The sequence below is a fragment of the Limnohabitans sp. 2KL-51 genome, assembly GCF_003063645.1.
Lineage (GTDB): Bacteria > Pseudomonadota > Gammaproteobacteria > Burkholderiales > Burkholderiaceae_C > Limnohabitans_A.
Genome location: NZ_NESJ01000021.1, coordinates 25,772 through 49,202, shown reverse-complemented (window position 1 = coordinate 49,202; position 23,431 = coordinate 25,772). Strand labels below are relative to the sequence as shown.

8 protein-coding genes are annotated in these 23,431 nt (G+C 60.9%); 2 read left to right on the top strand and 6 right to left on the bottom strand.

Annotated elements, in window-relative coordinates; genetic code table 11:
* The gene (locus B9Z49_RS18400) at positions 1–17,457 is read left to right on the top strand and encodes a YDG domain-containing protein (RefSeq protein ID WP_108354896.1); all 17,457 of its coding nucleotides are present in this window, start codon (positions 1–3) and stop codon (positions 17,455–17,457) included.
* Between the two features lie 293 nt (positions 17,458–17,750).
* On the opposite strand, the gene B9Z49_RS18395 is transcribed toward B9Z49_RS18400, so the two are convergent.
* The 3 genes from B9Z49_RS18395 to B9Z49_RS18385 are packed head-to-tail and all read right to left on the bottom strand — an operon-like array spanning position 17,751 to position 20,142.
* Positions 17,751–18,932 (bottom strand): 4-hydroxybenzoate 3-monooxygenase, encoded by a 1,182-nt coding sequence (locus B9Z49_RS18395; RefSeq protein ID WP_233254706.1) that lies wholly within the window; start codon positions 18,930–18,932, stop codon positions 17,751–17,753.
* A complete protein-coding gene (locus B9Z49_RS18390) occupies positions 18,929–19,771 on the bottom strand; it encodes a class III extradiol dioxygenase family protein (protein WP_108354895.1) in 843 nt (280 codons plus the stop codon). Before B9Z49_RS18390 ends, B9Z49_RS18395 begins: the two co-directional genes overlap by 4 nt.
* On the bottom strand, positions 19,771–20,142 hold the full coding sequence (locus B9Z49_RS18385; RefSeq protein WP_199225107.1) for a hypothetical protein: 372 nt from the start codon (positions 20,140–20,142) through the stop codon (positions 19,771–19,773). The genes B9Z49_RS18390 and B9Z49_RS18385 overlap by 1 nt, the downstream gene beginning before the upstream one ends.
* A 345-nt stretch (positions 20,143–20,487) precedes the next feature.
* Here B9Z49_RS18385 and B9Z49_RS22080 point away from each other — a divergent pair, with 345 nt between their 5' ends.
* Complete coding sequence (locus tag B9Z49_RS22080; RefSeq protein WP_199225106.1) at positions 20,488–20,838, top strand: hypothetical protein; 351 nt, start codon at positions 20,488–20,490, stop codon at positions 20,836–20,838.
* Positions 20,839–20,846: 8 nt separating this feature from the next.
* Here the strand turns inward: B9Z49_RS22080 and B9Z49_RS18375 are convergent, their stop codons facing one another.
* The 3 genes from B9Z49_RS18375 to B9Z49_RS18365 form a co-directional block, all read right to left on the bottom strand.
* On the bottom strand, positions 20,847–21,404 hold the full coding sequence (locus B9Z49_RS18375; RefSeq protein WP_108354894.1) for a tautomerase: 558 nt from the start codon (positions 21,402–21,404) through the stop codon (positions 20,847–20,849).
* A 9-nt stretch (positions 21,405–21,413) separates the two neighbouring features.
* Positions 21,414–22,019, bottom strand: coding sequence for a response regulator transcription factor (locus tag B9Z49_RS18370; protein WP_108354893.1), 606 nt, complete (start codon positions 22,017–22,019; stop codon positions 21,414–21,416).
* 84 nt (positions 22,020–22,103) lie between these two features.
* On the bottom strand, positions 22,104–23,420 hold the full coding sequence (locus B9Z49_RS18365) for a tryptophan--tRNA ligase (RefSeq protein WP_108354892.1): 1,317 nt from the start codon (positions 23,418–23,420) through the stop codon (positions 22,104–22,106).
* Positions 23,421–23,431 lie beyond the last annotated feature (11 nt).

Sequence of the window (23,431 nt, the reverse complement as noted above, 5' to 3'; positions counted from 1 at the left end):
ATGGACAAAAATTTTTGCAGCATCTGGAACGCCAGCAAACAAGCCTTTGTGGCCGCAGCCGAAGGCGTTTCGGCCAAAGGCAAGTCGTGCTCGGGTGTCAAATTGGCCGCGGTGGTGGCCAGCCTGGTGGGTGGGCTGACTGCGCACGCGCAAACCGCACCGCCCACCACAGCCTTGCCCACCGGTGGCAAAGTCAGCGCGGGGCAGGCCAGCATCGGACAAAGCGGTGCCAACATGGTCATTCAGCAGACCAGCGAGCGCGCCGCCATCCAATGGCAGACCTTCAATGTCGGCAAGGACGCCCAAGTGCAGTTCCAGCAGCCGGGGGCCAGCAGCATCATGCTCAACCGGGTCATGACTTCAGACCCCAGCCAAATTTTTGGCCGCATCAGCGCCAATGGCCAGGTGGTGTTGACCAACCCGGTGGGCGTTTACTTTGGCAAAGACGCCAGGGTGGACGTAGCGGGCCTTGTGGCCTCGACCCAAAGCATCAGCGATGCCGACTTCATGGCGGGTAAGCACCGTTATGAACGCAAGGGCAGCACCGCCAGTGTGGTCAACGACGGCGAGCTCAAGGCCCACCTGGGCGGCTACATCGCCCTGCTGGCCCCCGAGGTGCGCAACCAAGGCGCCATCATCGCGCAGATGGGCACCGTGGCCCTGGCCGCTGGCGAAGCGGTGGAGCTGCAATTTGACGCCAGCAACCGCCTGACCAACATCCGCGTAGAAGCCAGCCAGATTGCCACCCTGGTCGACAACCGCCATGCGGTGCAAGCGCCGGGCGGCTTGATCATCATCAGCGCGCAGTCCATGGACCGCCTGGTGGGCGGTCTGATCAAAAACAGCGGCCGCATCGAGGCCCATGGCCTGCAGCAGCAAGGCGGCCGCATCATCTTGTCGGCCAGCAAGCGGATAGATAACTCCGGCGCTATCTCGGCTAACGCCACCAGTGCCACCAACGCGGGCAACACCGCTGCCGACAGTGGCCCGGCTGGCCGCATTGAGATCAGCGCGCCCGAAGTGGTCAACAGCGGCAGCATCGCGGCCATCGGCATCGACAGCGCCGCAGGCCCACTCAGCGCAGGCAGCTTGCGCGTGCAAGCCACGCACTTCACGCAAGCGGCCAAAGGCAACATCGATCTGAGCGCGCCCGCTCAGGGCGGCCGCCTGGAGATTCAAGCCACGGGCAGCGTGCAGCTGCAAGGCCGGGTCGATGTGTCGGCCACACAAGACCGCTCCGACTCGGCTAACGCCGTGACTGCTGGCCCCGCGATCGGCACCGCGATCGGCACAGCCTCACAGGGCGGCCAAATCAACATCGCCGCGCGAGGCGACATCGAGCTGAACAACGCCACGCTGGACGCCAGCGGCGCTCAGGGCGGCCAGATCCTGTTGCAGGCCCAGGCCCAGGCCCAGGCCCAGGCCCAGGCCCAGGCCCAGGCGCCTTCGCAGCCAGACCACCCGCAGCCCTTGCCCGATGCGCCAGGTCAGGGCCGCCTGGCGATCATGGGCAACAGCACGCTGAGCACCCGCGGGCGCAGCGGCCAGGGCGGTGTCAGCATCCTGCTGGGCGACCACATTGAACTCTTGGACAACACCCGCATCGACGCCAGCGGCACCACCGGAGGCGGCAAGGTGCTGGTGGGGGGTGACTGGCAAGGTGGCGCCCATGCCGACACCCGTGTCTGGGCGCAGGCGCTGCCCCAAGCCAGCACCGTCACGCTGGCTGCTGACGCCCGCATCGAAGCCAGCGCCACCGTGCAAGGCCAGGGCGGCACCGTGGTGCTGTGGAGCGATGCCACGCGCGCGGGCACCGTCACCACCGTGGCGGGCAGCCTCACCGCCCGTGGCGGCACGCAAGGCGGCGACGGCGGGCGGGTCGAAACCTCGGGCGACACGCTCAATGTCGAGGGGGCCCGCGTCAACGCCGGGGCCGATGTTGGCTACGGCGGTCAGGGTGGCCTTTGGTATCTGGACCCGTCTGACACCACCATCTCGCAAACAGTGGCCAACAGCTACGCCACCACCCTCAATACTGGCACCAGCGTGCTCAACGACGTGGTGGGCAACATCACTTGGAGCAGCGGCGTCACATTGGCCAAAACTGCCGGGGGCGATGCCACGCTCAGCTTGCGGGCGGGCAATGACGTTGCCCACGGCATCACCCTGACGGCGCCCAGCATCAGCTCCAGCTCGGGCCGTTTGAACTTGGTGCTGCGCACCCGTTTCCTGTCCGCCACCAACTTGGCGGGCACCATCGCCATCAATGGCGGGAGCATCACCACCAACGGTGGCCACATCTGGCTGGGCGGCGGTGCGACCGCCGCTGTCTGGAACGGGCTGGCCGTGGGCAACACCGCCGCCCAGGCCACCGCCACCGGTACGGTGGGGTTGCAAATTCAAAACGCACAGATCAGCACCGGTGCGGGCCACTTCTACGCCTTTGGTCAGTCGAACTTGGCCAGCACCACGGCCACAGGCATTGGCCTGCTGGTAGACAGCAGCAGCATCACCACCACCTCGGGCAGCGTCACGCTGGTGGGCGACATCCTGGGCAGCTACAGCGCGGGCGCCGGGCTTGAGGTGAGCAACAGCAGTGCCATCACCACCACCAGCGGCATCGTGACCCTGCGCGGCACCGCCAGTGCCAGCAACAGCCCGGGTGGCACAGTGTTTGCCACCGACATCAACAAGAAGGTCACCCTCAGCAGCGACAGTGGCGACATCAAGCTCTATGGCACGACCACGGCCAACTCTCTGTACGGCGGCGGACTGGCCATCGTGAGTGCTACCGGCGGCGACGGCAACCAGACCACGGGCTTAGGCACTGGCTACAGCGTGGCCCTGCTGAGCAACAGCGGCAATATTCTGTTGGATGCCAGTGTCCAGAGCACGGGCAGCAGCGGTTGGCAGGTCGGCCTCTACCTGAACGCAAAAGGCAGCGACAAGATGCTGGTCAAAACCACCAGCGGCGGCATCACGCTGAAGGGAAGTTCGAGTGCCACGCGTGCCGACTCTTCCGGTCTGCAGTTCCAGGTTGACGCCACCACGGGCAGGTTGGAGGTGGTCTCTGGCAGTGGTGATATTTACCTGCAAGGGTTTCAGAGCTCGCGCAGCGTGGCCACCAACAATAACGCCATGCGTTTTACGCCTGCTGCCGTGGCCGGCAGCATCCGCATCGGCGCAGCGAACGATCTGGCCAGCAGCTCCACCGGCAATATCACCATGGAGGCCGATTCAATTCAAAACCTTGGCGCCACCACCACTTTGGGTTCGGTCAAAGTCATAGGCGCCGGCGCGCTGAGTTTTTCTTCAAGTGGTGCGACCTCAGCCAAAAACTTTGCGCTGACCGACAACTGGGACCTCGGCACCGGACACAGCAGCGTCGCGATCGGCAAGCCCACCGAGAATAAAACTGTCACCCTTTCAGCGCCGATCACGGCAGCCGGTCCGATCACGGTGTATGGCGGCATTGTGTGGCTCAAGGACAACCTGACCAGCACCCAGGCCGGCGCCAAGATTCGACTGATCGCGAGCAACTACATTTACGGCGACACCGTCGCCAAGACCCTCAGCACCAATGCCGGTGACGTGGTCCTGGCTGCTGACAGCGATGGCAACGGTTTTGGCAATATCGACATTTACAACGGTCTGACCATTGACACCCGCGCCATTGCCAGCGGCAGCACCAAGAGCACGGCGCTGACCGGTGGTGGCAACGTGACCCTGGGCGGTGGCAATGCAGCCGGCACCGGCTATGCCTCGGGAGTGGACTCAAACCGCGCCGAAGGCATTCGGGTCGACAACGGCCTTTACATCCGCTCCGGCGGCGGCAACATCAGCCTGCGCGGGCGCAGTTGGTCTGGTGCCGTGGCTACAGATACTGGGGCCTTTGGGGTGGGTATTTGGGGCTCAGGCGGTGCATTTGTCGCAGATGCTGGCAGCGGCAAGATCTATATCGAGGGCATCTCCCGTTCCAGTGGCTCCGGGTCGGTCAAGCAGGGCGTTACGGTGTACGGCAATACCGACTTCCGATCAGCCTTTGCGGGTGCGGACGCCATCACCGTCATCGGTAAAAACACCAGCTTGGGTAGTATTTACAACTATGGCATTGGTTTGAATGAATGTGCATGCGGCACAGCCACTGTAGTGGCCAGCGGCACAGGCGGTGGCATCACGCTGGATGGCTACGGCAACGAATGGTCCTTGGTCATGCGCCAGCCTACCAGCCTGATCACCAACGGCGGGCCGCTGAACTTGCTGGGCTCCACCCGTGCCGGCGGTTCTGGCGCCGGGCTTTACATGGTCAATGCGGACACCCAATATTGGGTCAGCTCCGCCGATGCTGCCTACAGCAGCTTTGCCAAGAACGGCGATCTGAACATCCGCTTTGACCGTTACAGCTTTACCGGTCAGGCCAATGTCGGCACCAGCGGCGATGTAACGTGGACATCGTTTGCCGATTCGTTTAGGCAGAACGTGTACACAAGCTGGTTCAACTGGAACCAGAACGGTCAGACTATGGCCAGCCTGACGATTGGCAAGCCCACCAACAAGGCGGCGGATGTCAACATCAACGGCAGCAACGGCAGTGCCAGCAATGCGGTGACAGTGGCGGGCCCGGTCACGGCGTATGGACGCAGGGTTACGGTGTCGTCTCCGCTGACCATGACCGGCAATGGCGACATCAGCCTGCGCGCGCTGCAGGAATTTGCGCCCAGCATCACGATCAGCAACGTCATCAGCAAAACCGGTGGTGGTGATGCGACGCTGACGTTGCGCGCGCCGGGACGGATCGACCTTAAAAATAACATCACCGCCAGCGGTGCTGGCACGGGTAAGCTGAATCTGGTGGTGTGGGCCGACGACAACGCTGACACCAAGGGCGGCGTCAGCACTTCAGGTGCCAACACCTTCAGCAGCAATGGTGGCCATATCTGGATGGGCGGGGGTCGCAATGCTGTGCAGTGGAACGGCTTGACGGTGGGTGATGGCGCCGCAGGCGCCGGTTACGACTTCATCTCGGCCGATTTGCGCGGCACTTTCAACACCGGCGGGGGTGACTTTTATGTGGCCGGCAAGACCAATGTCAACAGCAGCTACCGCTGGGACATCAACACCACCATTGGCAACCTGGCCATCAACACCGGCAGTGGCGATGTCACCTTTGTCGGCAACCGCATCGACTTCGGGGGTGTCTACACCAGTACCTCGCGAACGACGGTCAACACCACCGGTGTGTTCACCATCCGCCCGTGGGACGATAACTTTGGCCATACCTTCAATGTGCAAGGCGCACTGACTGGCGCCAATTGGGTGGGCGTCAACACCGCTGGTGTGACCGGTACGCGCGGCCTGACCATTCAAAACGCTGCCACGCTCGGCGGCCTGGTGATTGGCAAGGACACCAACACCAAAATGGTCTCGGTCAACAGCAGCCTGAGCATCGGCGGCGATATTTCCCTTTACGGTGGGCAAATCCGCAACCAGAGCAGCGCCAGCCTGACCAGCACGGCAGGCAGCATCCTTCTCGATGCCGACCTCGGCCGGGGCGTGAACTTCAACGGCCAGGGAGTGAACTGGACCGGCGGGGCTTTGGTGGCTTCGTCCACTGCGGCCAACCAAGGCAATATCACGATTGCAGCGCGTGGCGGCACCAAGACCAGCAGCAACGAGGGGTTGGCCTTGAGCACCACACTCACTGCCGGCGGCGATGTCAGTCTGACTGCTTACGCCATGACCAACGGCAACGCGGGCTTGAAGCTGGCGGGCACGGTGAGCGCGGGTGGCAGCTTGAACCTGGATGGGCGCAACCTGTCGTCCATGGGCTTCGACCACCATGGGGTGCAATTGCTCAGCGGTGCCAGCCTGACGTCGGTGGACGCCATGACCATAACGGGGCATGCCGGTGCCTCTTATTTTGCGGTGGCACTGGACAACAACGTCAGCCTGACCACCACGGGCACGGCAGGCAACTCCGACATCACGCTACAGGCTTTGTACGGTCATTTAGGCAGCAGCTTCGGCAGCGGCACCAGTGTGGCCAACCGCGTGACCGCCGGTGCCGGCTCTGGCATCAGCATCATTGCAGACCGCACGAGCTTTTCTGCCACCAAAGCCATGACCCTCAACACCACGGGTACCCTGACCTTCAAACCCAGTGGCAGCAGTTTCTGGTTGCCGTTCCTGTGGAATGGCACTTTGACAGGCGGTCATTTTGTGGGTGGTGCGGGCATGTCCAACATCACCATCCAAAATCTGGCCGATGTCGGCGGGCTGACCTTGGCTAAGGCGGGCCACAACGACATCATTGTTTTTCTCGCCGCGGCAGACATCAAGGGCCCCATCGCGGCTTATGGCAGCAACATCACGATCAACCAGGCTTTAACCTCTAACCGCAATGCGGACAGCAGTAAAAATCGCATCGTGTTGCAGGCCACAGGCGAAGTGACGCAGGCGAGTGCAGGGGTGTTGACCGCCGATGGTTTGGGCTTGCTAGGCACTGGCCGTTTCACGCTCACCAATACCAGTAACAACGTTGGCACGTTGGCAGCGGGCACCAGCGATGTGCGGGTGCGCAGCATCGACTATGTCGACGCCAATGGCCTGACCATCGGCAGCGTCAACCCGACTGGTATTTATGCCAGTGGCAAAGTGCGCATCGAAACCCTGGCCGGTGATCTGGCCATTGCCGAGAACATCAACACCAGCAGCACCGATGTGGAGGCTGTCATTTTGAACGCTGGTAAAACCAAAGCCGTGGCAGAGGGCAGCGCGTTTTATGACGGCAGCGGCGGCAACATCACCGTGGCCACGGGCAAGACCGTCACCGTAGGCAGCGGGGGGCGTGCCACGCTGTATACCGGCAGTGTGTCTGGCAGCACGGGGTTGGCTGCGCTGCTGGGCAGCGGCAGCGGGCGCTTTCGCTATGCCAGTGATGAACTGACCACCGGCTACTTGTCGCCCTTGGGCGCAGGCGCATTTGCCATCTACCGCCAGCAGCCCACACTTGTGCTCAAAGGCGTCAATGAGTCGGTGGTCTATGGGACCGAGCCCTTTTTGGACGTGGGTGCCACCGGCATGGAAAATGGCGACACGGTCGCGCAAAGCATGGGCAAACTGCCCACCGTCACGCTCTTGAACAATGGCAACGCCGCCGCCCGCAATGCCTCGGGCTACTACGATGTGTTGCGCAGCGGCAGCGCTGTGGTGGGCTATGACATGGCACTGTCGACCGATGCGGTCTCCAAACTGGGCTATGCACTGAGCTACGACCAGACCGGGGCCACCACCGTCACGCCCAAGGCCTTGACCGCCGTGATCAACGACGATGCCAAGTTTGTCGGCCTGGCCGACAACGCGGGCTACGCCGGCGCCACGTTCAATGGCTTTGTGCGCGGGGAGTCGGTGGCCAATATTTCTGCCACCAGCGCGATTACGCGCACCGGCATGGGTGCCAATGGTGGGTTGGCCGATGCACTCAATACCTATACCGGCGCTTTGGCGGGCACCATCAACCTGACCACAGGCAACTACGAACTGCCGAGCGCCAACATCACGGCAGGCAATTACTACATCGTGGACCACAACACGCTGATCGTGCGCGTCGGCACGGCCAGTGCGGTCTATGGCAACCCCGCCAGCTACGACGTGGCACAGGTGCGTTACTACAACAACGCCAACACCGAGGTCAGCCTGACCCAAGGCAGCAGCGAGTTCAACTGGAACCTGGCTGGCGATGCGGGCAAAGCAGTGAACTTTTCCTTGAGCAGTGCTGGCGTGAATGTCGGCACTTACGGCATCACCGGCAGTGTGAGCACTCCGCACACCTTGCCCAACACCAGCAACCACAACACCCCCGGGCAGTTGCTGGCCATAGGCGGGCGCCTGACCATCACACCGCGCACTCTGACACTCAGTGCGAATCGGGTCTATGACGGAACGCCCACCTTGACCGGTAGCGACCTGAGCTTGGGTAACCTGTACAACAGCGAGACCCTGACTTACAGCGCCGCCAAGGTGAATGACCGCAATGTGGCGACGGCCAACAAATACGTCACCAACGTGACGCTGCAAGATGGCACGGGCTTGGCCAGCAATTACCAGTTGCCGAGCCTGTCTGCGTACGATGCGACCCAGAATAATGCCACCCTGACGGCGCGCGCCCTGGGCGTGAGCGTGACCAAAGAATACGACGGTCAGGCCAGCGCCAGCGCCGCGCAGACCACGCTCACCAACCTGGCAAGCGGCGAAGGCTTGACCATCAGCGGCGTGACGCTGGGCAGCGCGCGGGTGGCCGGGCCGGATGCGAACCTCGCCACCTCGGACAATTTCGTCAGCGCGCTGAGCCTGGCCGACAAGGGCCCGTTTCTGCTCAGCAACTACAGCCAGCCCGCTCTGGTGGCGGCCACTGCTGACAACAGCGTGACCATCCAGAGCAAGGAATTGATCATCAGCAGCATCAGCGCCACGGGCACCAGCAAGGTGTATGACGGCACGACCGCAGCAGACGCAAGCTTCAGTGCCACGATCAGCCTCAGTGGGTTCTTGACCGGTGAGTCGGCGCCCGTGACCGTCAATACCGCAGCCTACAACAGCAAGAATGTCGCCGATGCCAACCAGATCGGGCTGAGCAGCGTCACCCTGGGCAGCGTCACGGGCAGCGCGGTGGGTTCGGTCAGCTCGGACTACACGGTGGATTTGGCATCGGCTTTCGTGTCGGGTGACATCAGCCGCCGCAGCATCAGCGCAGCGGCCAACGCCAACCCGGTCAAGGTCTATGACGGCACCGATGGCGTGGAAGGTGCTGTGGTGGCTGCGGCGGCAGCCACATCCACCACGGGCAAAGTTGGCAGTGACGACATCAAGATCGTCGGCGTGGGCGGCACCTTCAACAGCGCCGATGCCGGCACTGGCCGCAGCTACACGCTGGCCGACATTTCTTTGGGCGGGGCCGACAAGGACAACTACAGCCTGACCAGCGGCACCATCACCGGCACGGATGGCGTGATCACGCCGCGCCCGCTGACGCTGACCGCGACCAAGGTCTACGACGCGACCACCCTCCTTGGCACACGCACCGTCACCCAGACCAACGAAGACGGTGATGAATCGGTGGAACAAGATTTTGGCGTGTTCACGCTGGGCAATTTGGTGCAGGGCGAAGTGTTGACGATTTCGGCAGTGACCAGCAGCAGCGCGCGCGTGGCCGGGCCGGATGGCGACGCCAGCACGGTGGATAACTTTGTGCGCACCATCACGCTGACGAACGAAGAAACTTCCAAGACCAGCAATTACAGCCTGCCAGGCGCCAGCACGGGCGTGGTTTCGGGCGCGGTCAATACGCTCACCGCCCACGCCAGCAACACGGTCACCCTCAGCCCGGCCACGCTGACCGTGAGCCTGGAGGAAACCCAAGTCAGCAAGGTCTATGACAAGTTGAGCACCTTCACCAGTTACTCGCCCACCTACACGGTGCAGGGCCTGGTCGATGGCGACACCGCCGTTGCCGTGACGCAGACCGGGCGCAGCTTCAATGAGGCCACTGTGGCAGGAGCCACCACGTTCACGGCCAGCGGCCTGTCCATCACGGGCGTCACGGGCACGATTTCTTCGGCCGCCAGCGACTATGTGCTCGATGTGAATACGCTGAGCGTGGCGGGCAGCATCACACCGCGACCGGTGGCGGTGGATCTGAGTGCGGGCATCAAGAAGGTGTATGACCGCACCACCAGCGTTAACAACCTGAATATTGCTCTGGGACAGGTGCTCGACGAATCCGCCATTCTGGTGCCAGACACGGGGCTGGTCAGCGGCGATGTGGTCACCGTGTCCGCCAGTGGTGGTGGTTTTGACGAACGCAACGTCGGCAGTGGCAACAAGAGCTTTACCTTGACCGGCCTGAGCCTGCAGGGGGCCGATGCAGGCAACTACGCGCTGGCCAGTGGCAGCAGCCTGAGCGGCACCAATGGCACGATCGACCCCAAGGCGCTGACGGTCACCGGCAGCAGTGCCGCCGAAAAAACCTACGATGGAACAACCAACGCCACGGTCACTGCGGGCACGCTCTCGGGCTTTGTTGGCAGCGAAACCGTCAGCGCCAGCAGCGCCACCGGCAGCTTTGACAGCGCCAACGCGGGCAGCCGCAGCGTCACCGCCAGCTACACCCTGGCCGATGGGGCGGGCGGTGGGGTGGCCAACAACTATTCGTTGGCTGACACCACGCATTCGGCGACGATTTCGACCAAAACCTTGAGCATCAGCGGAACCGTGGTGGCCGGCAAGGTCTATGACGGCACGACCACGGCACCGGTCAGCACCACGGGTACGGTCGCGGGGCTGGTCAGTGGCGAAAGCCTGACGATCACGCCCACCGCCGCTTACAACACTGCGGCGGCTGGTACCGGTCGCACAGCGACGGTGAGTTTTGGCCTGACGGATGGCACCGGCCTGGCGGCCAACTACACGCTGGCCAATGTGTCGCGCACGGGTTTGACCATCACGGCCAAGACCCTGAACGTCTCCGGCCTGACGGCGGCCGACAAGGTCTACAACGCCACGGTCGCCGCCAGCCTGTCGGGCACCGCCACCTTGACCGATGGCAGTGCCAGCAGCAGCGACGGCAAGACCATCGCCGGCGACGTGGTCGCCCTGTCGGGTACCGCCAGCGCAAGCTTTGCCGACAAGAATGCGGGCAGCGCCAAGACGGTGACCATCAGCGGTCTGCAATTGAGCGGCACCCATGCGGGCAATTACACCCTTAACGCGGTCACCACGACGGCCAGCATCACGGCCAAAACGCTCACCGTCGCGGGCCTGTCTGCGCTGGGTAAGGTGTACGACGGCACGGCCACAGCGGCGCTGTCCGGCACGCCAGCCTTAAAAAGTGCGCAGGCCGCCGGCACTGGCACGGCCAGCGACGGCGCGCCCCACAGCGGCGACACGGTCAGTCTGGCGGGCACGGCCAGCGCCAGTTTTGGCGACCGCCACGTGGGCTCTGGCAAACCGATAACAGTCACCGGTCTGGCGTTGACGGGAGCCGATGCGACGCTGGGTAACTATGCATTGAGCCAGCAAGCAGGTCTCTCGGCCAACGTCACTCAGGCCATCCTGCGCGTCACGGGTCTGACCGCTTCGAACAAGACCTACGACGCCACGACTGCGGCTACCCTGGGTGGTACCGCCGCGATCTCCGCATTCAGTGGCGATACCGTCACCCTGGGCGGCACCGCAATCGGCACCTTCTCCAACAAGAACGTGGGCACCGGCAAGACCGTCACCGTCACCGGCAACACGATCAGTGGCACGGACGCGGCCAACTACGCGCTGGTACAGCAAACTGGTTTGAGCGCAGACGTCACTCAGGCCAGCCTGAGCGTCACGGGTCTGACTGCCTCCAATAAGACCTACGACGCCACGACCAGCGCTACCCTGGGTGGTGCAGCAGCAGTCACCGCGTTGGCCGGCGACGCCATCATCCTGGGCGGCACCGCAATCGGCACCTTCGCCTACAAGAACGTGGGCGCCGGCAAGGCCGTCACCGTCACCGGCAACACGATCAGTGGCACGGACGCGGCCAACTACGCGCTGGTGCAGCAAGCCGGCCTGACTGCTGACGTCACTCAAGCCAGCCTCTCGCTCAGCGGCGAGACAGGTGTGGTCAAGACCTATGACGGCACCACCCGCATGCCAACCGGCGTCACGGGCTATGTGAGCGCAGGCGCGGGCAGTCTGACCGGCGTGATCGCGGGCGATACGGTCAGCGTCACCGGAAACGCCGCCTTTGCCAGTGCCAACGTGGAACGGGTAGGGGGTGTGGTGTCTGGCGCAGTCACGGCGTTGGCCATCAACCAGGGTACCGTGGCGCTGTCGGGTGCCGATGCCGGGAACTACAACCTGTCATGGACCAATGGCAGCGGCACCATCACGCCAGCCGCGCTGACGGTTCGGGCTAACAACGATGCGCGGTTTTTGACGCAGTCTGATGCGCTTAATTTTGAGGGCGTGAGTTTCAGCGCATTTGTGAATGGTGAGACAGCGGCCGTGCTCACCGGCACGGCCAGCGTCAACCGACCGAATGCATCGTCCGATGTGCTGGCAAACAAGTACACCAGCGCGTTGCAAGCCAGCGGCCTGACATCGTCGAACTACGCCATCAGCTATACCGCAGGCGACTACACCATCGTGCCTTCGAACCAGTTGTTGGTGCGGATCACGCCCGTCAGCAACACCTATGGCACAGCCACGGCCTATGCCCTGGCCAGCGTCCAATACGAGTCCGCCGGCACGGTCTACACCCTGGGCTCTGGCGGTGTAGCGGGCTCGAGCGTGAGCATCGACAACAGCAACCTGGTCAGCGTCAACGACGGCGCATCGGGTACGGCGGGCTTGACGGTGGCGCCGCAAACTGTGGCGGGCGACTTTGGCACAGCGGGCAAGCTCAAGGTAGGCAGCTACCAGTTGGGGGTGGCGGGGTTGGTCACGGAGAACAGTGCCAATTTCAGCAACACCGTGACGGTGGTAGGTTCGCACCAGGTGGTCACCAAAGGGCTCACTGCATCGGCCACCGGCGTCTCCAAGGTGTATGACGGCACCACCAGCATGTCGGGTGTCACGCTGGGGCTGACTACGCTGGAGACGAACGATGTGGTGACGGTCAATGGTCTGGGCGCCTTTGGCAGCCGCAATGTCGGCAGCAACATCGCCTACACCCTGTCGGGCCTGGGCTTGGCCGGCGCCGATGCGGGTAACTACCACCTGACAGGTGGCGGCAGCTTCAGCGGCAACGATGGGCAGATCACGGCCCGCCCCCTGCTGGTGAACTTTGCTGGGGTTGATCGGGTCTATGACGGCAGTGCCAGCGCGACGGTGACCACCAGCGACACGCGAGTGAGTGGTGATGTTTTCACCATCACTCGCAGCGCCATATTCGCCGACAAAAATGTGGGTCAAGGTAAGGCGGTTACTGTGGGTGGCGTAAGTCTTTCAGGGGCCGATGCAGCCAATTACAGCGTGGCTACTGGTGCCAGCACCACGGCCAACATCACCCGTTTGAACGCGGTGACCTGGGTGGGTGGTGTTTCGGGCAACTGGTTTGACCCAGCGAACTGGGCGGGCGGCGCCGTGCCCGACCTGTCAAATGTGGCCCAGGTGGTGATTCCGTCTGGGGTTAATGTCAGCTTTGGCAGCACGGTGGTAGCGCCGGCGCAAAGCGGTCCAGTCCAGGTCGACAGTTTGTCGGGGGCCAACGCTTCGCTCAGCCAATCGGCTGGCACGCTGAATGTGGGTGCTGGCGGTGTCACGCTCGACGCTTATATCCAAAGCGGTGGCGTTCTTACAAGTACCGGTCCGATCACACTGGCCACCCTCACACAGACGAATGGCAGCCTGAGCGTCACGGGCAACCTCACCGTGACCCAGGATTTCAGCCAGGCCACAGCAGGCACCATGACCGTGGGGGGCAATACCAGCATCACCGATACAGCTGGGGGCTTGACGATCGGTAACCTCAATACCACTGGGACTACGCAAATCACCAGCATCAATGGTGGTATCGCCCAAAGCGCGGGAACTGCCATCTTCTCCGGGGGGGGCGCCACATTAAGTGCCGCGACAGCCGGTGCTGGGGCCGATATCGTGCTCGATGGGGCCAACGACTTCAATGGTTCAGTCAACGTGCTGGGCGGTAAAGACGTCACGCTGAATGACGTCAACAGCATCACGCTGGGCGGTGTGAACATCACCGGCAAACTGGATGTGACGGCCGGGACTGACATCGCGCTCAATGGCGTGGTCAACGTCGCCAGCTTGGACTTGCAGGCCACGGCCGGTGACATCACCCAAGGCGCAAGCAGCACCCTGACGGTGAGCGCAGGCCCGACTGACCTGAAGGCGGGCGATGACATCACGCTGGACAAAGCGAACGACTTTGTAGGCACAGTCAATGTGCTGGGCGGTAAAGACGTCACGCTGAACGACGTCAACAGCATCACGCTGGGCGGTGTGAACATCACAGGCAAATTGGATGTGACGGCCGGGACTGACATCGCGCTCAATGGCGTGGTCAATGTGGCCAGCCTGGACTTGCAGGCCACTGCCGGTGACATTACCCAGGGCGCAAGCAGCACCTTGGCTGTGAACGCAGGCCCGACCGACCTGAAGGCGGGCGATGACATCACGCTGGACAAGGCGAATGACTTTGTAGGCACAGTCAATGTGCTGGGCGGTAAAGACGTCACGCTGAACGACGTCAACAGCATCACGCTGGGCGGTGTGGACATCACCGGCAAACTGGATGTGACGGCTGGGACTGACATCGCGCTCAATGGCGTGGTCAATGTGGCCAGCCTGGACTTGCAAGCTACGGCCGGTGACATCACCCAAGGCGCAAGCAGCACCCTGACGGTGAGCGCAGGCCCGACTGACCTGAAGGCGGGCGATGACATCACGCTGGACAAGGCGAATGACTTTGTCGGGACAGTCAATGTTCTGGGCGGTAAAGATGTGGTGCTGAACGACGTCAACAGCATGACACTGGGCAATGTCACCACATCGGGCAAGCTGGATGTCACTGCGGCTACGGACATTACGCTCAATGGAGCAGTGAATGTCGCCAGCCTAGACCTGGAAGCCACCGCTGGTGACATCACTCAGACGGCAGGCACCTTGACGGTGAGCGCGGGGCCAACTGATCTGAAGGCGGGTGACGACATCACGCTGGACAAAGCGAACGACTTTGTAGGCACAGTCAATGTGCTGGGCGGTAAAGACGTCACGCTGAACGACATCAACAGCATCACGCTGGGCGGTGTGAACATCACAGGCAAATTGGATGTGACGGCCGGGACTGACATCGCCCTCAATGGCGTGGTCAATGTAACCAGCCTGGACCTGCAGGCCACTGCCGGTGACATTACCCAGGGCGCAAGCAGCACCTTGGCTGTGAACGCAGGCCCGACCGACCTGAAGGCGGGTGACGAAATCACGCTGGACAAGGCGAATGACTTTGTAGGCACAGTCAATGTGCTGGGCGGTAAAGACGTCACGCTGAACGACGTCAACAGCATCACGCTGGGCGGTGTGGACATCACCGGCAAACTGGATGTGACGGCTGGGACTGACATCGCGCTCAATGGCGTGGTCAATGTGGCCAGCCTGGACTTGCAAGCTACGGCCGGTGACATCACCCAAGGCGCAAGCAGCACCCTGACGGTGAGCGCAGGCCCGACTGACCTGAAGGCGGGCGATGACATCACGCTGGACAAGGCCAACGACTTCAATGGTGCAGTCAATGTGAGCGGTGCCGATGCCGTCACGCTGAACGACATCAACAGCATCACGCTAGGCGGTGTGAACATCACCGGCAAATTGGATGTGACGGCCGGGACTGACATCGCCCTCAATGGCGTGGTCAATGTAACCAGCCTGGACCTGCAGGCCACTGCCGGTGACATTACCCAGGGCGCAAGCAGCACCTTGGCTGTGAACGCAGGCCCGACCGACCTGAAGGCGGGCGATGACATCACGCTGGACAAGGCGAATGACTTTGTCGGGACAGTCAATGTTCTGGGCGGTAAAGATGTGGTGCTGAACGACGTCAACAGCATGACACTGGGCAATGTCACCACATCGGGCAAGCTGGATGTCACTGCGGCTACGGACATTACGCTCAATGGAGCAGTGAATGTCGCCAGCCTAGACCTGGAAGCCACCGCTGGTGACATCACTCAGACGGCAGGCACCTTGACGGTGAGCGCGGGGCCAACTGATCTGAAGGCGGGTGATGACATCACCTTGGACAAAGCGAATGACTTTATCGGCACGGTGAATGTGCTGGGCGGCAACGACGTCACGCTGAACGACGTCAACAGCATGACGCTGGGCAATGTCACCACAACGGGCAAGCTGGATGTCACTGCGGCTACGGACATCACGCTTGACGGCGTGGTCAATGTGGCCAGCCTGGACATGCAAGCCACCTTGGGTGACATCAACCAGGGCGCAAGCAGCACCTTGACGGTGACCGCAGGTCCGACCGATCTCAAAGCGGGCGATGACATCACGCTGGACAAGGCGAATGACTTTGTCGGGACAGTCAATGTTCTGGGCGGGAAAGATGTGGTGCTGAACGACGTCAACAGCATGACGCTCGGCACGGTGACCACCACCGGCCATCTCACCCTTAACAGCGCGGGCGACCTCAACCTGGGCACCAGCACGGTGGGTGGTGCCCTGACTGCCAGCAGCGGGAACGGCAACATCACTCAGAGTGGCGCGCTGACCGTAGTCGACGGCAGTGCATTCAACGCAGGCACAGGCGATATCTTATTGAACAATGTTGGGAATATTCTTGCCAATGGCGTTACTGTGATTGCCGCTAACTCTACGATAGTTGGGGAAAACGCAGGTGGTTCAGCTGCCGCTGCGGCCGCTGCGGCCCAAGCGGCGGCAGACAAAGCGGCGGCAGACAAAGCAGCGGCTGACAAAGCGGCAGCGGACAAAGCGGCGGCTGACAAAGCGGCAGCGGATAAAGCAGCAGTTGACAAAGCGGCAGCAGACAAAGCGGCGGCAGACAAAGCGGCGGCAGACAAAGCGGCGGCAGACAAGGCGGCGGCAGACAAAGCGGCGGCAGACAAAGCGGCGGCAGACAAAGCGGCAGCGGATAAAGCAGCAGCTGACAAAGCGGCAGCGGATAAAGCAGCAGTTGACAAAGCGGCAGCAGACAAAGCGGCAGCAGACAAAGCGGCGGCAGACAAAGCGGCGGCAGACAAAGCGGCGGCAGACAAAGCGGCGGCAGACAAAGCGGCAGCAGACAAAGCGGCAGCAGACAAAGCGGCAGCAGACAAAGCGGCGGCAGACAAAGCAGCAGCGGATAAAGCAGCATCTGACAAAGCGGTAGCGGATAAAGCAGCAGCTGACAAAGCAGCACAGGCTGCCGTGTCACAAAATGCTTCAAAAACGGGTCAAGGACAAGTGGTGACCGCTTTGGACACCCCCACGATGCCTGAACCTTTGGCTCTAAATGCCCTGGTGCCCAGTAATGTGGCCGTTTCGAGTGCCTCCAGCACGACCAATTCATCGAGTACTGGCAGCGCTAAAAGTTTGGCAGCATCTGGCAGTCACAGTGCGGGCGTCACCGTCGACCTGTTGAGCGCTTCGTCTGCCAGCACAACAATGATGGCTGCTGTGTCACTGCCGAAGGGGTCATCAACCGTAGGCTTAGGCTTCAGTTTCGCGTTGCCAGAAGCGATTCAGGCGTTAGCTCAACAAGGGTCCCAAACCGTGGACCCCCAGGCAAGCCTGTCCGATGGATCACCTTTGCCGGCATGGTTGAGTTTTGATGCGAGCACTTTACGTTTCGATGCCCAAGCCGTACCAACAGGTGCTTTTCCTATGCAAGTGCTAGTGACTGTCGCTGGGACGCGCGTGATGGTGGTGATCTCAGAGAGGACCGAGTAAATAGCGGAAAGACTTTGACGGCTTTCAATGGCGCTCTGGCTGCAAGAATATCGTCTCTTGCATAGACCCGTGGGCCGGGAACGGCTCCATCAGATTTGTCATCGTGAGCATGGGTGCTTCCATGCCGTAGAACCATCAAGTCGATCCAAATTTCAAGTGACTTGGCCTTGCAAGATCAGACACGCACCATGCGGGGCTTTGGCTTTGGACTCCTGACCAGGTACTGCACCAAGTGCCAGGCCAGTATGGCGCGCAAAGCTGGCAGTGCATGCAGACCCCGCGGGTGAAACCCGTCAGGCGAGAACGGGCAGACCCGTGAAGTTGTGCGCGAACTCTGCACGCCCCTCCCGAGTACCGGTCATGTAGTTCAGATCTGCCAGTTGCATCCCGCGTTCGAAGGCGCTTTGCCCCGGAAATTGGTGGACCATCGTGCAAAGGCCTGCCGAGAACCGCTGGACCAACCACATGCGTTCGAGGCAAGTGTCGGCGTAGCGGTCTAGCCAGCGCTGATCTTGGCGTTTGTAGTGTTCCACCAGCGAGCGTCCCAGCACCTTGATGTCCGCCATCGCAGCATTCAAACCCTTGGCGCCTGTGGGCGGAACGATGTGGGCAGCATCGCCAGCGAGGAACAGGCGGCCAAAGCGCATGGGTTCGCAGATGAAGCTGCGCATGGCGGTGACGGCTTTTTGCGTGATGCGACCTTCGTTGATGGGGGGCTGCCCATCGACATCGAGCCGCTTGTGCAATGCCGCCCAGATGCGATCGTCTGACCAGTTGTCGGGGCTGTCGTCAGGTTCGCACTGCAAATACAAGCGGGTGACCTCGGGCGTGCGGATGCTCATCATGGCGAAACCATCGGGATGGCAACCCCAGGTGATGTCTTGGATGGCCGGGGGGGCGTCAGCCAAAATGCCCAGCCATCCAAAGGGGTAAACACGGTCATAAAGCCGCTGCTTGTCGTCAGGGATGGCGCTGCGGCTGATGCCCCGAAAGCCGTCGCATCCGACCACGAAATCGCATGACAATTCGAGTGGTTGGCCTTCGGACTCGAAATGGATGACGGGTCGGCTGCCTTCCAGGCCTTCGATATGCGTCACGGGTGCGTCATAGAAAATCTGGGCACCTGCCTCTTCGCGGACTCGCATCAAATCGGCCACCACTTCGTGCTGTGGATAGACCCAGGCGCTTTTACCGCCTGATGCCTCGTGAAAGTCCAGCCTGTGAGAGCGGTTGTTGAAGCGAAAATCCAGCGCGTGTTGTTCAAGCGCGAGTCGGTCCATGCGTTCGCCCAGGCCGACCTCGCGCATCATCTCCACAGTACCCTGCTCGAGCACCCCGGCGCGAAGACGGGCGCGCACATGGTCTTTTTGCGAGCGTTCAATGATGACCGACTCGATGCCCTCCAGATGCAGCAAGTGAGAAAGCATCAGCCCCGCAGGGCCAGCGCCAATGATGCCAACTTGTGTCCGTATCACTTTTGTTCCTCAAGGGTGATCATCCCCATGCCGGTCGTCATAGGCGCATAGTAATGGCGATGAATTTTGCGAGCCGTAGGGGACAGGGCGCCGCGCATGACCAGCCACATGATGAGCTCGATCCCTTCCACACCAAAGCGATTCATTAACTCTTGGTGTGTGATGTGGGTCAGGCTTTCGGGGTCCTGTTCAATCCGGTCCAGGAAATCCTGATCGTTGTCCGCATGCATCTGGCCGAAGTGGGGGCCGCTCAGTTGATGCGACATCCCGCCTGTGCCAATGATGGCGACCTTGATGTCTGCGGGGTAGCTGTCAACGGCACGTCGGATGGCTTGTCCCAGTCGCCAGCAACGGCGCGCTGTGGGCAAGGGGTGTTGCAGCACATTGACTGCGATCGGCACCGAAGCCACAGGCCAGCCCGTGTCTGAGGGATCAAAGCACAAATGCATGGGTACCAAAAAACCATGCTCGACGGCCATTTGCTGGCAGATGGTCAGGTCGAACTCGTCGTACACCAAAGACTGACAAAGGTGCTGAGAGAACGCCACATCCCCACGGATCGTCGGAAGTGCCCGCGTGCCAAAGCCTTCGTCAGCAATGGCGTAATGGTCAGCACAACCCACAGCGAACGTGGGGTAACGGTCGAAGAAGAAATCGGCGCCATGGTCGTTGTAGACCATGATGCACACATCCGGTTGCAATGCTTTCAGCCATTGACGCACGGGGATATAAGCGTCGAACAAAGGCTTCCACGCTGGTGTTTCAGTTTGACCGCGGTCGTAAGCGCCCCCAATGGATGGCACATGTGAGGTGCCGATGCCGGCGACGATGCGTGCCATCAGACGCTCCCCGGGACGTTGCGGGTTGCCAAAAACGCTTCGTAGGTCTCACCGCGCATACTGGCCCCCATGCGGTAAAGGCCATGCCCTGTCACTGCGCCGAGCTTGATCAGGTAGTAAATATTTCCGCCAGCCTCTAGCAGGCCTGAAAAGTCGCGCGCACGCACCAGCACTCGCTCGGCCTCTGTCAAAGCAAAGCGCTGCATGAAAGCTTCTTCGTCAGACTTGAAGGACTCGCGCCCTTGCGCTGTGGACAGCGCATGACACATCGTGTTGATGCGCAGGCCGCGCCAAGACAGTTGCAAATCGAAGACCAGTGAGCCGCCGATGCGCATCCCTGGCTCAAGTTGTGCGTGGCTGGCTTGGTTCATGCTCTCAGTATAGGGTTGAGGCCGATACTTGAAAAATACAAGTAACTAGCCTGGTGCCCAAGTGCTCGCGCGTCTTGGTGGCAGCAGGCACTTAGCCGGTGCTATTGACTCGGCCCGATGAAGCCTTGAAAAATACCAAAAGAATGGCTTTTTTGTGAGAGCTCACCCCTGTGGGCGATGGGCGTGGAGCACGCCCTGCAAGCCATCGCCAGAACTCATTTTTTTCTTTGGATTGAGTGCCGACAACTCACCATGTAAGCCGATGTCGGCAGATGGAGGGTAAGGGCACTCGGTTCAAAAGGATCGACCTTTAGAATGATGTACAGAACACCCAGGTTCAGAACTGTGTTTCCAGCCTTGATGGAGACAGTTTGTAGCGAAGAATTTTCTGGCGCCGAATGGACCCGAACGACATCCCCTGTGGTTTTTTCTGAGAGGCAACCGCGCCATCGTGCGATGGTGAAACCGCTCACGCGCAACCTATTTGAATTCGACATGCAAAAAATGATGAGAGCCCGTATCCTGATCGCTGCCTTTTTGGCCATGCCTTTGATGCAAGGCTGTACGGTGTTGGCCATTGCGGATGTCGCCGCGTCGACAGTGATTTACGGGGTCAAGACGGTGGTCAATGTCGTCGATGCCGTTACGCCCGACATCATCAATCGGGACAAAGACAAAAACAAAAAGAAGGATTGAGTGTGGGCTCAGGCTTGGCGGTGTTCTGCCAAGTCGTTCCATACATCTTGGCGTGTGATCAGGCCATCGCGCACTTCCATCCGGTCGATGAAACGGATGCCTTCAAAAGGCGCACCATGGAGCCAGGTGCCCTGCAAGGTGCCGTGGCAAAACACCACGGTGACATCGCCTTGCCAACTCTCTTCAAATTGCTCGTAGTTCTTGTGGATGGCGCTGTAACGCTGTTTCGCCCAGTTGATCATCTCGGGCAAGGTGTGCATCTTCACCCCGCCTGGGAAACACATGCCAAAGTTGGTGTGCAAAAAACTTTGGGCTTTTTGAAGGTCGCGTTCTTGCAGGGCTTGCAAAAAAGACTGCACCACCTCTGAAGCCACCGGGTGCGCGGCACGGCCACCGCTGAACACCTTGCCGTCACGGCGATAGGTGCTGACCTCGTTGACAAAGACTGTGGTGCCCGCCTCCGGTGTGTCGATCACGGACCGCACGGCCTGGGCCACGCGGTTGACCATGCGGTGCTGTGTGTCCGGTGCGTAGCCCGGCAGCAAGGTGATCGAGACGACAGGCATGCTGTCGAATCAAATACCCAGCCAGCCGTTGGTGCGGGCAAAGTGCAGCGCTTGTGTGCGGCTGTTGACGCCCAAGCGGCGGAACAAGCGCCAGAAGTGCACCTTCACGGTGTGCTCACTGATCTCCAGTTTGTCTGCGATGTCGCGGTTGGACAGACCTTGGTCCAGCATCAGGATCAGCTGCTTTTGGCGTTTGGACAGTTTGGTCGGGCCGGCGGGCGTAGCGGCATCTTCAATCGCTGCTTGCTCTTCGCTCACCAGAAGACTGCGCAAAGCAGCAATGATCAGAGCAGGGCTGTTGGATTTTTCGATGAAGGCATCGGCGCCTGCCTCGAGGCAACGCGCTTCGTATTCGCTGGCGCTGGAGCTGGTGACAACCACCAAAGGGATGTCAGGGAACTTGGCTTTGAGCACCTGCACGCCGGACATGCCCAGGGTGTCTGGCAGTTGAAGATCAAGGCAAAACAGTTCTGGGGGACCGTTTTTTTCAACCGTAGATTCCACAACATTCAACTTGTGAATTGGGATGATTTTCAGGCCTGGTTTGACACGATGCAGCAACATGGTCAATGCATCACGCATCAGGGGGTGGTCGTCAATGACATAAACGGTCATATTTTAATCTCCGCGCTAAACTTAAAGTACAAGAATATCAGTTTGACGATAATTTTGCCATCTTTTTTGTTGAAAACAGCAAAATCATTTTTGGTTGGCCATGGTGTGGGCTTTCAACAACATCAAAACTTCGCTCAAAGAACTCGCAGTTTGGGGGTCGAATTCAAGAATGGGCTTCAGGTCGGCCAGTGCGTCCGGCCCTTCTGAATTCAAACGGGCGATGGTTTGTCCAGCTTCCTTAGGCGAGGCAAATCCCAGGCTTTGCAGCAAGACCTGACCTTTTGCATCCACCAGCTTGAAATAGAACTGACCGTCTTTTTCACGGTATTGCTTGAAGCTGGGCAGGGATGTTTTGGCTTCTTTGGCCGCTGCAGCAGTACTGCCCGATGACAAGGCCCGCAGGCCCACGGCATGGCGCAATTCGCGCATGAAGGGCGTGGCCAATTGGCGGGCTTTGTCAGCCCCCGCCAGCAAAATTTTGTCCATTTGCGCGGGGTTGTCGATCAGGCTTTGGTAGTGCTCGCGCTTGGGCGCGATTTCTCGGTCGATGCGCTCGAACAGCATTTGCTTGGCATCCCCCCAGCCGATGCCCTCGGCATAGGCACGAACCATGGCGGCGGTCTCGTTGGCATTGGCAAAGGCCTGGTAAATCTGGAACAGCGCCGAGCCTTCAGTGGCCTTGGGCTCGCCCGGTGCTTTGGAATCGGTGACGATGCCTGCGATTTGTTTGCGCATTTGCGCAGCGGGCGCAAACAGCGGGATGGTGTTGTCGTAGCTCTTGCTCATCTTGCGGCCGTCCAGCCCCGGCAGCAGGGCCACCGATTCTTCGATCACGGCCTCCGGCAGCACGAAATGCTCGCCATACAAATGGTTGAAGCTGGACGCCATGTCGCGCGCCATCTCGATGTGCTGGATCTGGTCACGGCCCACGGGCACTTTGTGCGCCTTGAACATCAATATATCCGCCCCCATCAGCACCGGGTACATGAACAAGCCCGCCGTCACGTCGCTGTCCGGGTCGTGGCCCGCGGCGTTGTTCTTGTCTACCGCTGCTTTGTAGGCGTGGGCGCGGTTGAGCACACCTTTGCCTGTGACGCAGGTCAGCAGCCAAGTGAGTTCGGGAATTTCAGGAATGTCCGACTGGCGGTAGAAGGTGACTTTGTCTGGGTCCAGGCCTGAGGCGATCCAGCTGGCTGCGATCTCCAGGGTGGAGCGCTGGATGCGGCCGGGCTCGTCGCACTTGATGAGGGCATGGTAGTCGGCCAGGAAGTAAAAACCATCGGTGCTCAGGTCGCGGCTGGCTTGCACAGTGGGGCGAATCGCACCCACGTAGTTGCCCAGGTGGGGGGTGCCGGTGGTGGTGATGCCGGTAAGGACGCGGGTGCGGGAGGGGGAAGTCATAGGGTCAAGAA

What these genes read in the sequence shown, in the direction of transcription:
- B9Z49_RS18400 (WP_108354896.1), top strand. Translation starts at nt 1, where the DNA reads ATGGACAAAAATTTTTGCAGCATCTGGAACGCCAGCAAACAAGCCTTT.
- B9Z49_RS18390 (WP_108354895.1), bottom strand. Translation starts at nt 19,771, where the DNA reads ATGGCACGCATCGTCGCCGGCATCGGCACCTCACATGTGCCATCCATT.
- B9Z49_RS18385 (WP_199225107.1), bottom strand. Translation starts at nt 20,142, where the DNA reads ATGAACCAAGCCAGCCACGCACAACTTGAGCCAGGGATGCGCATCGGC.
- B9Z49_RS18375 (WP_108354894.1), bottom strand. Translation starts at nt 21,404, where the DNA reads ATGCCTGTCGTCTCGATCACCTTGCTGCCGGGCTACGCACCGGACACA.
- B9Z49_RS18370 (WP_108354893.1), bottom strand. Translation starts at nt 22,019, where the DNA reads ATGACCGTTTATGTCATTGACGACCACCCCCTGATGCGTGATGCATTG.
- B9Z49_RS18365 (WP_108354892.1), bottom strand. Translation starts at nt 23,420, where the DNA reads ATGACTTCCCCCTCCCGCACCCGCGTCCTTACCGGCATCACCACCACC.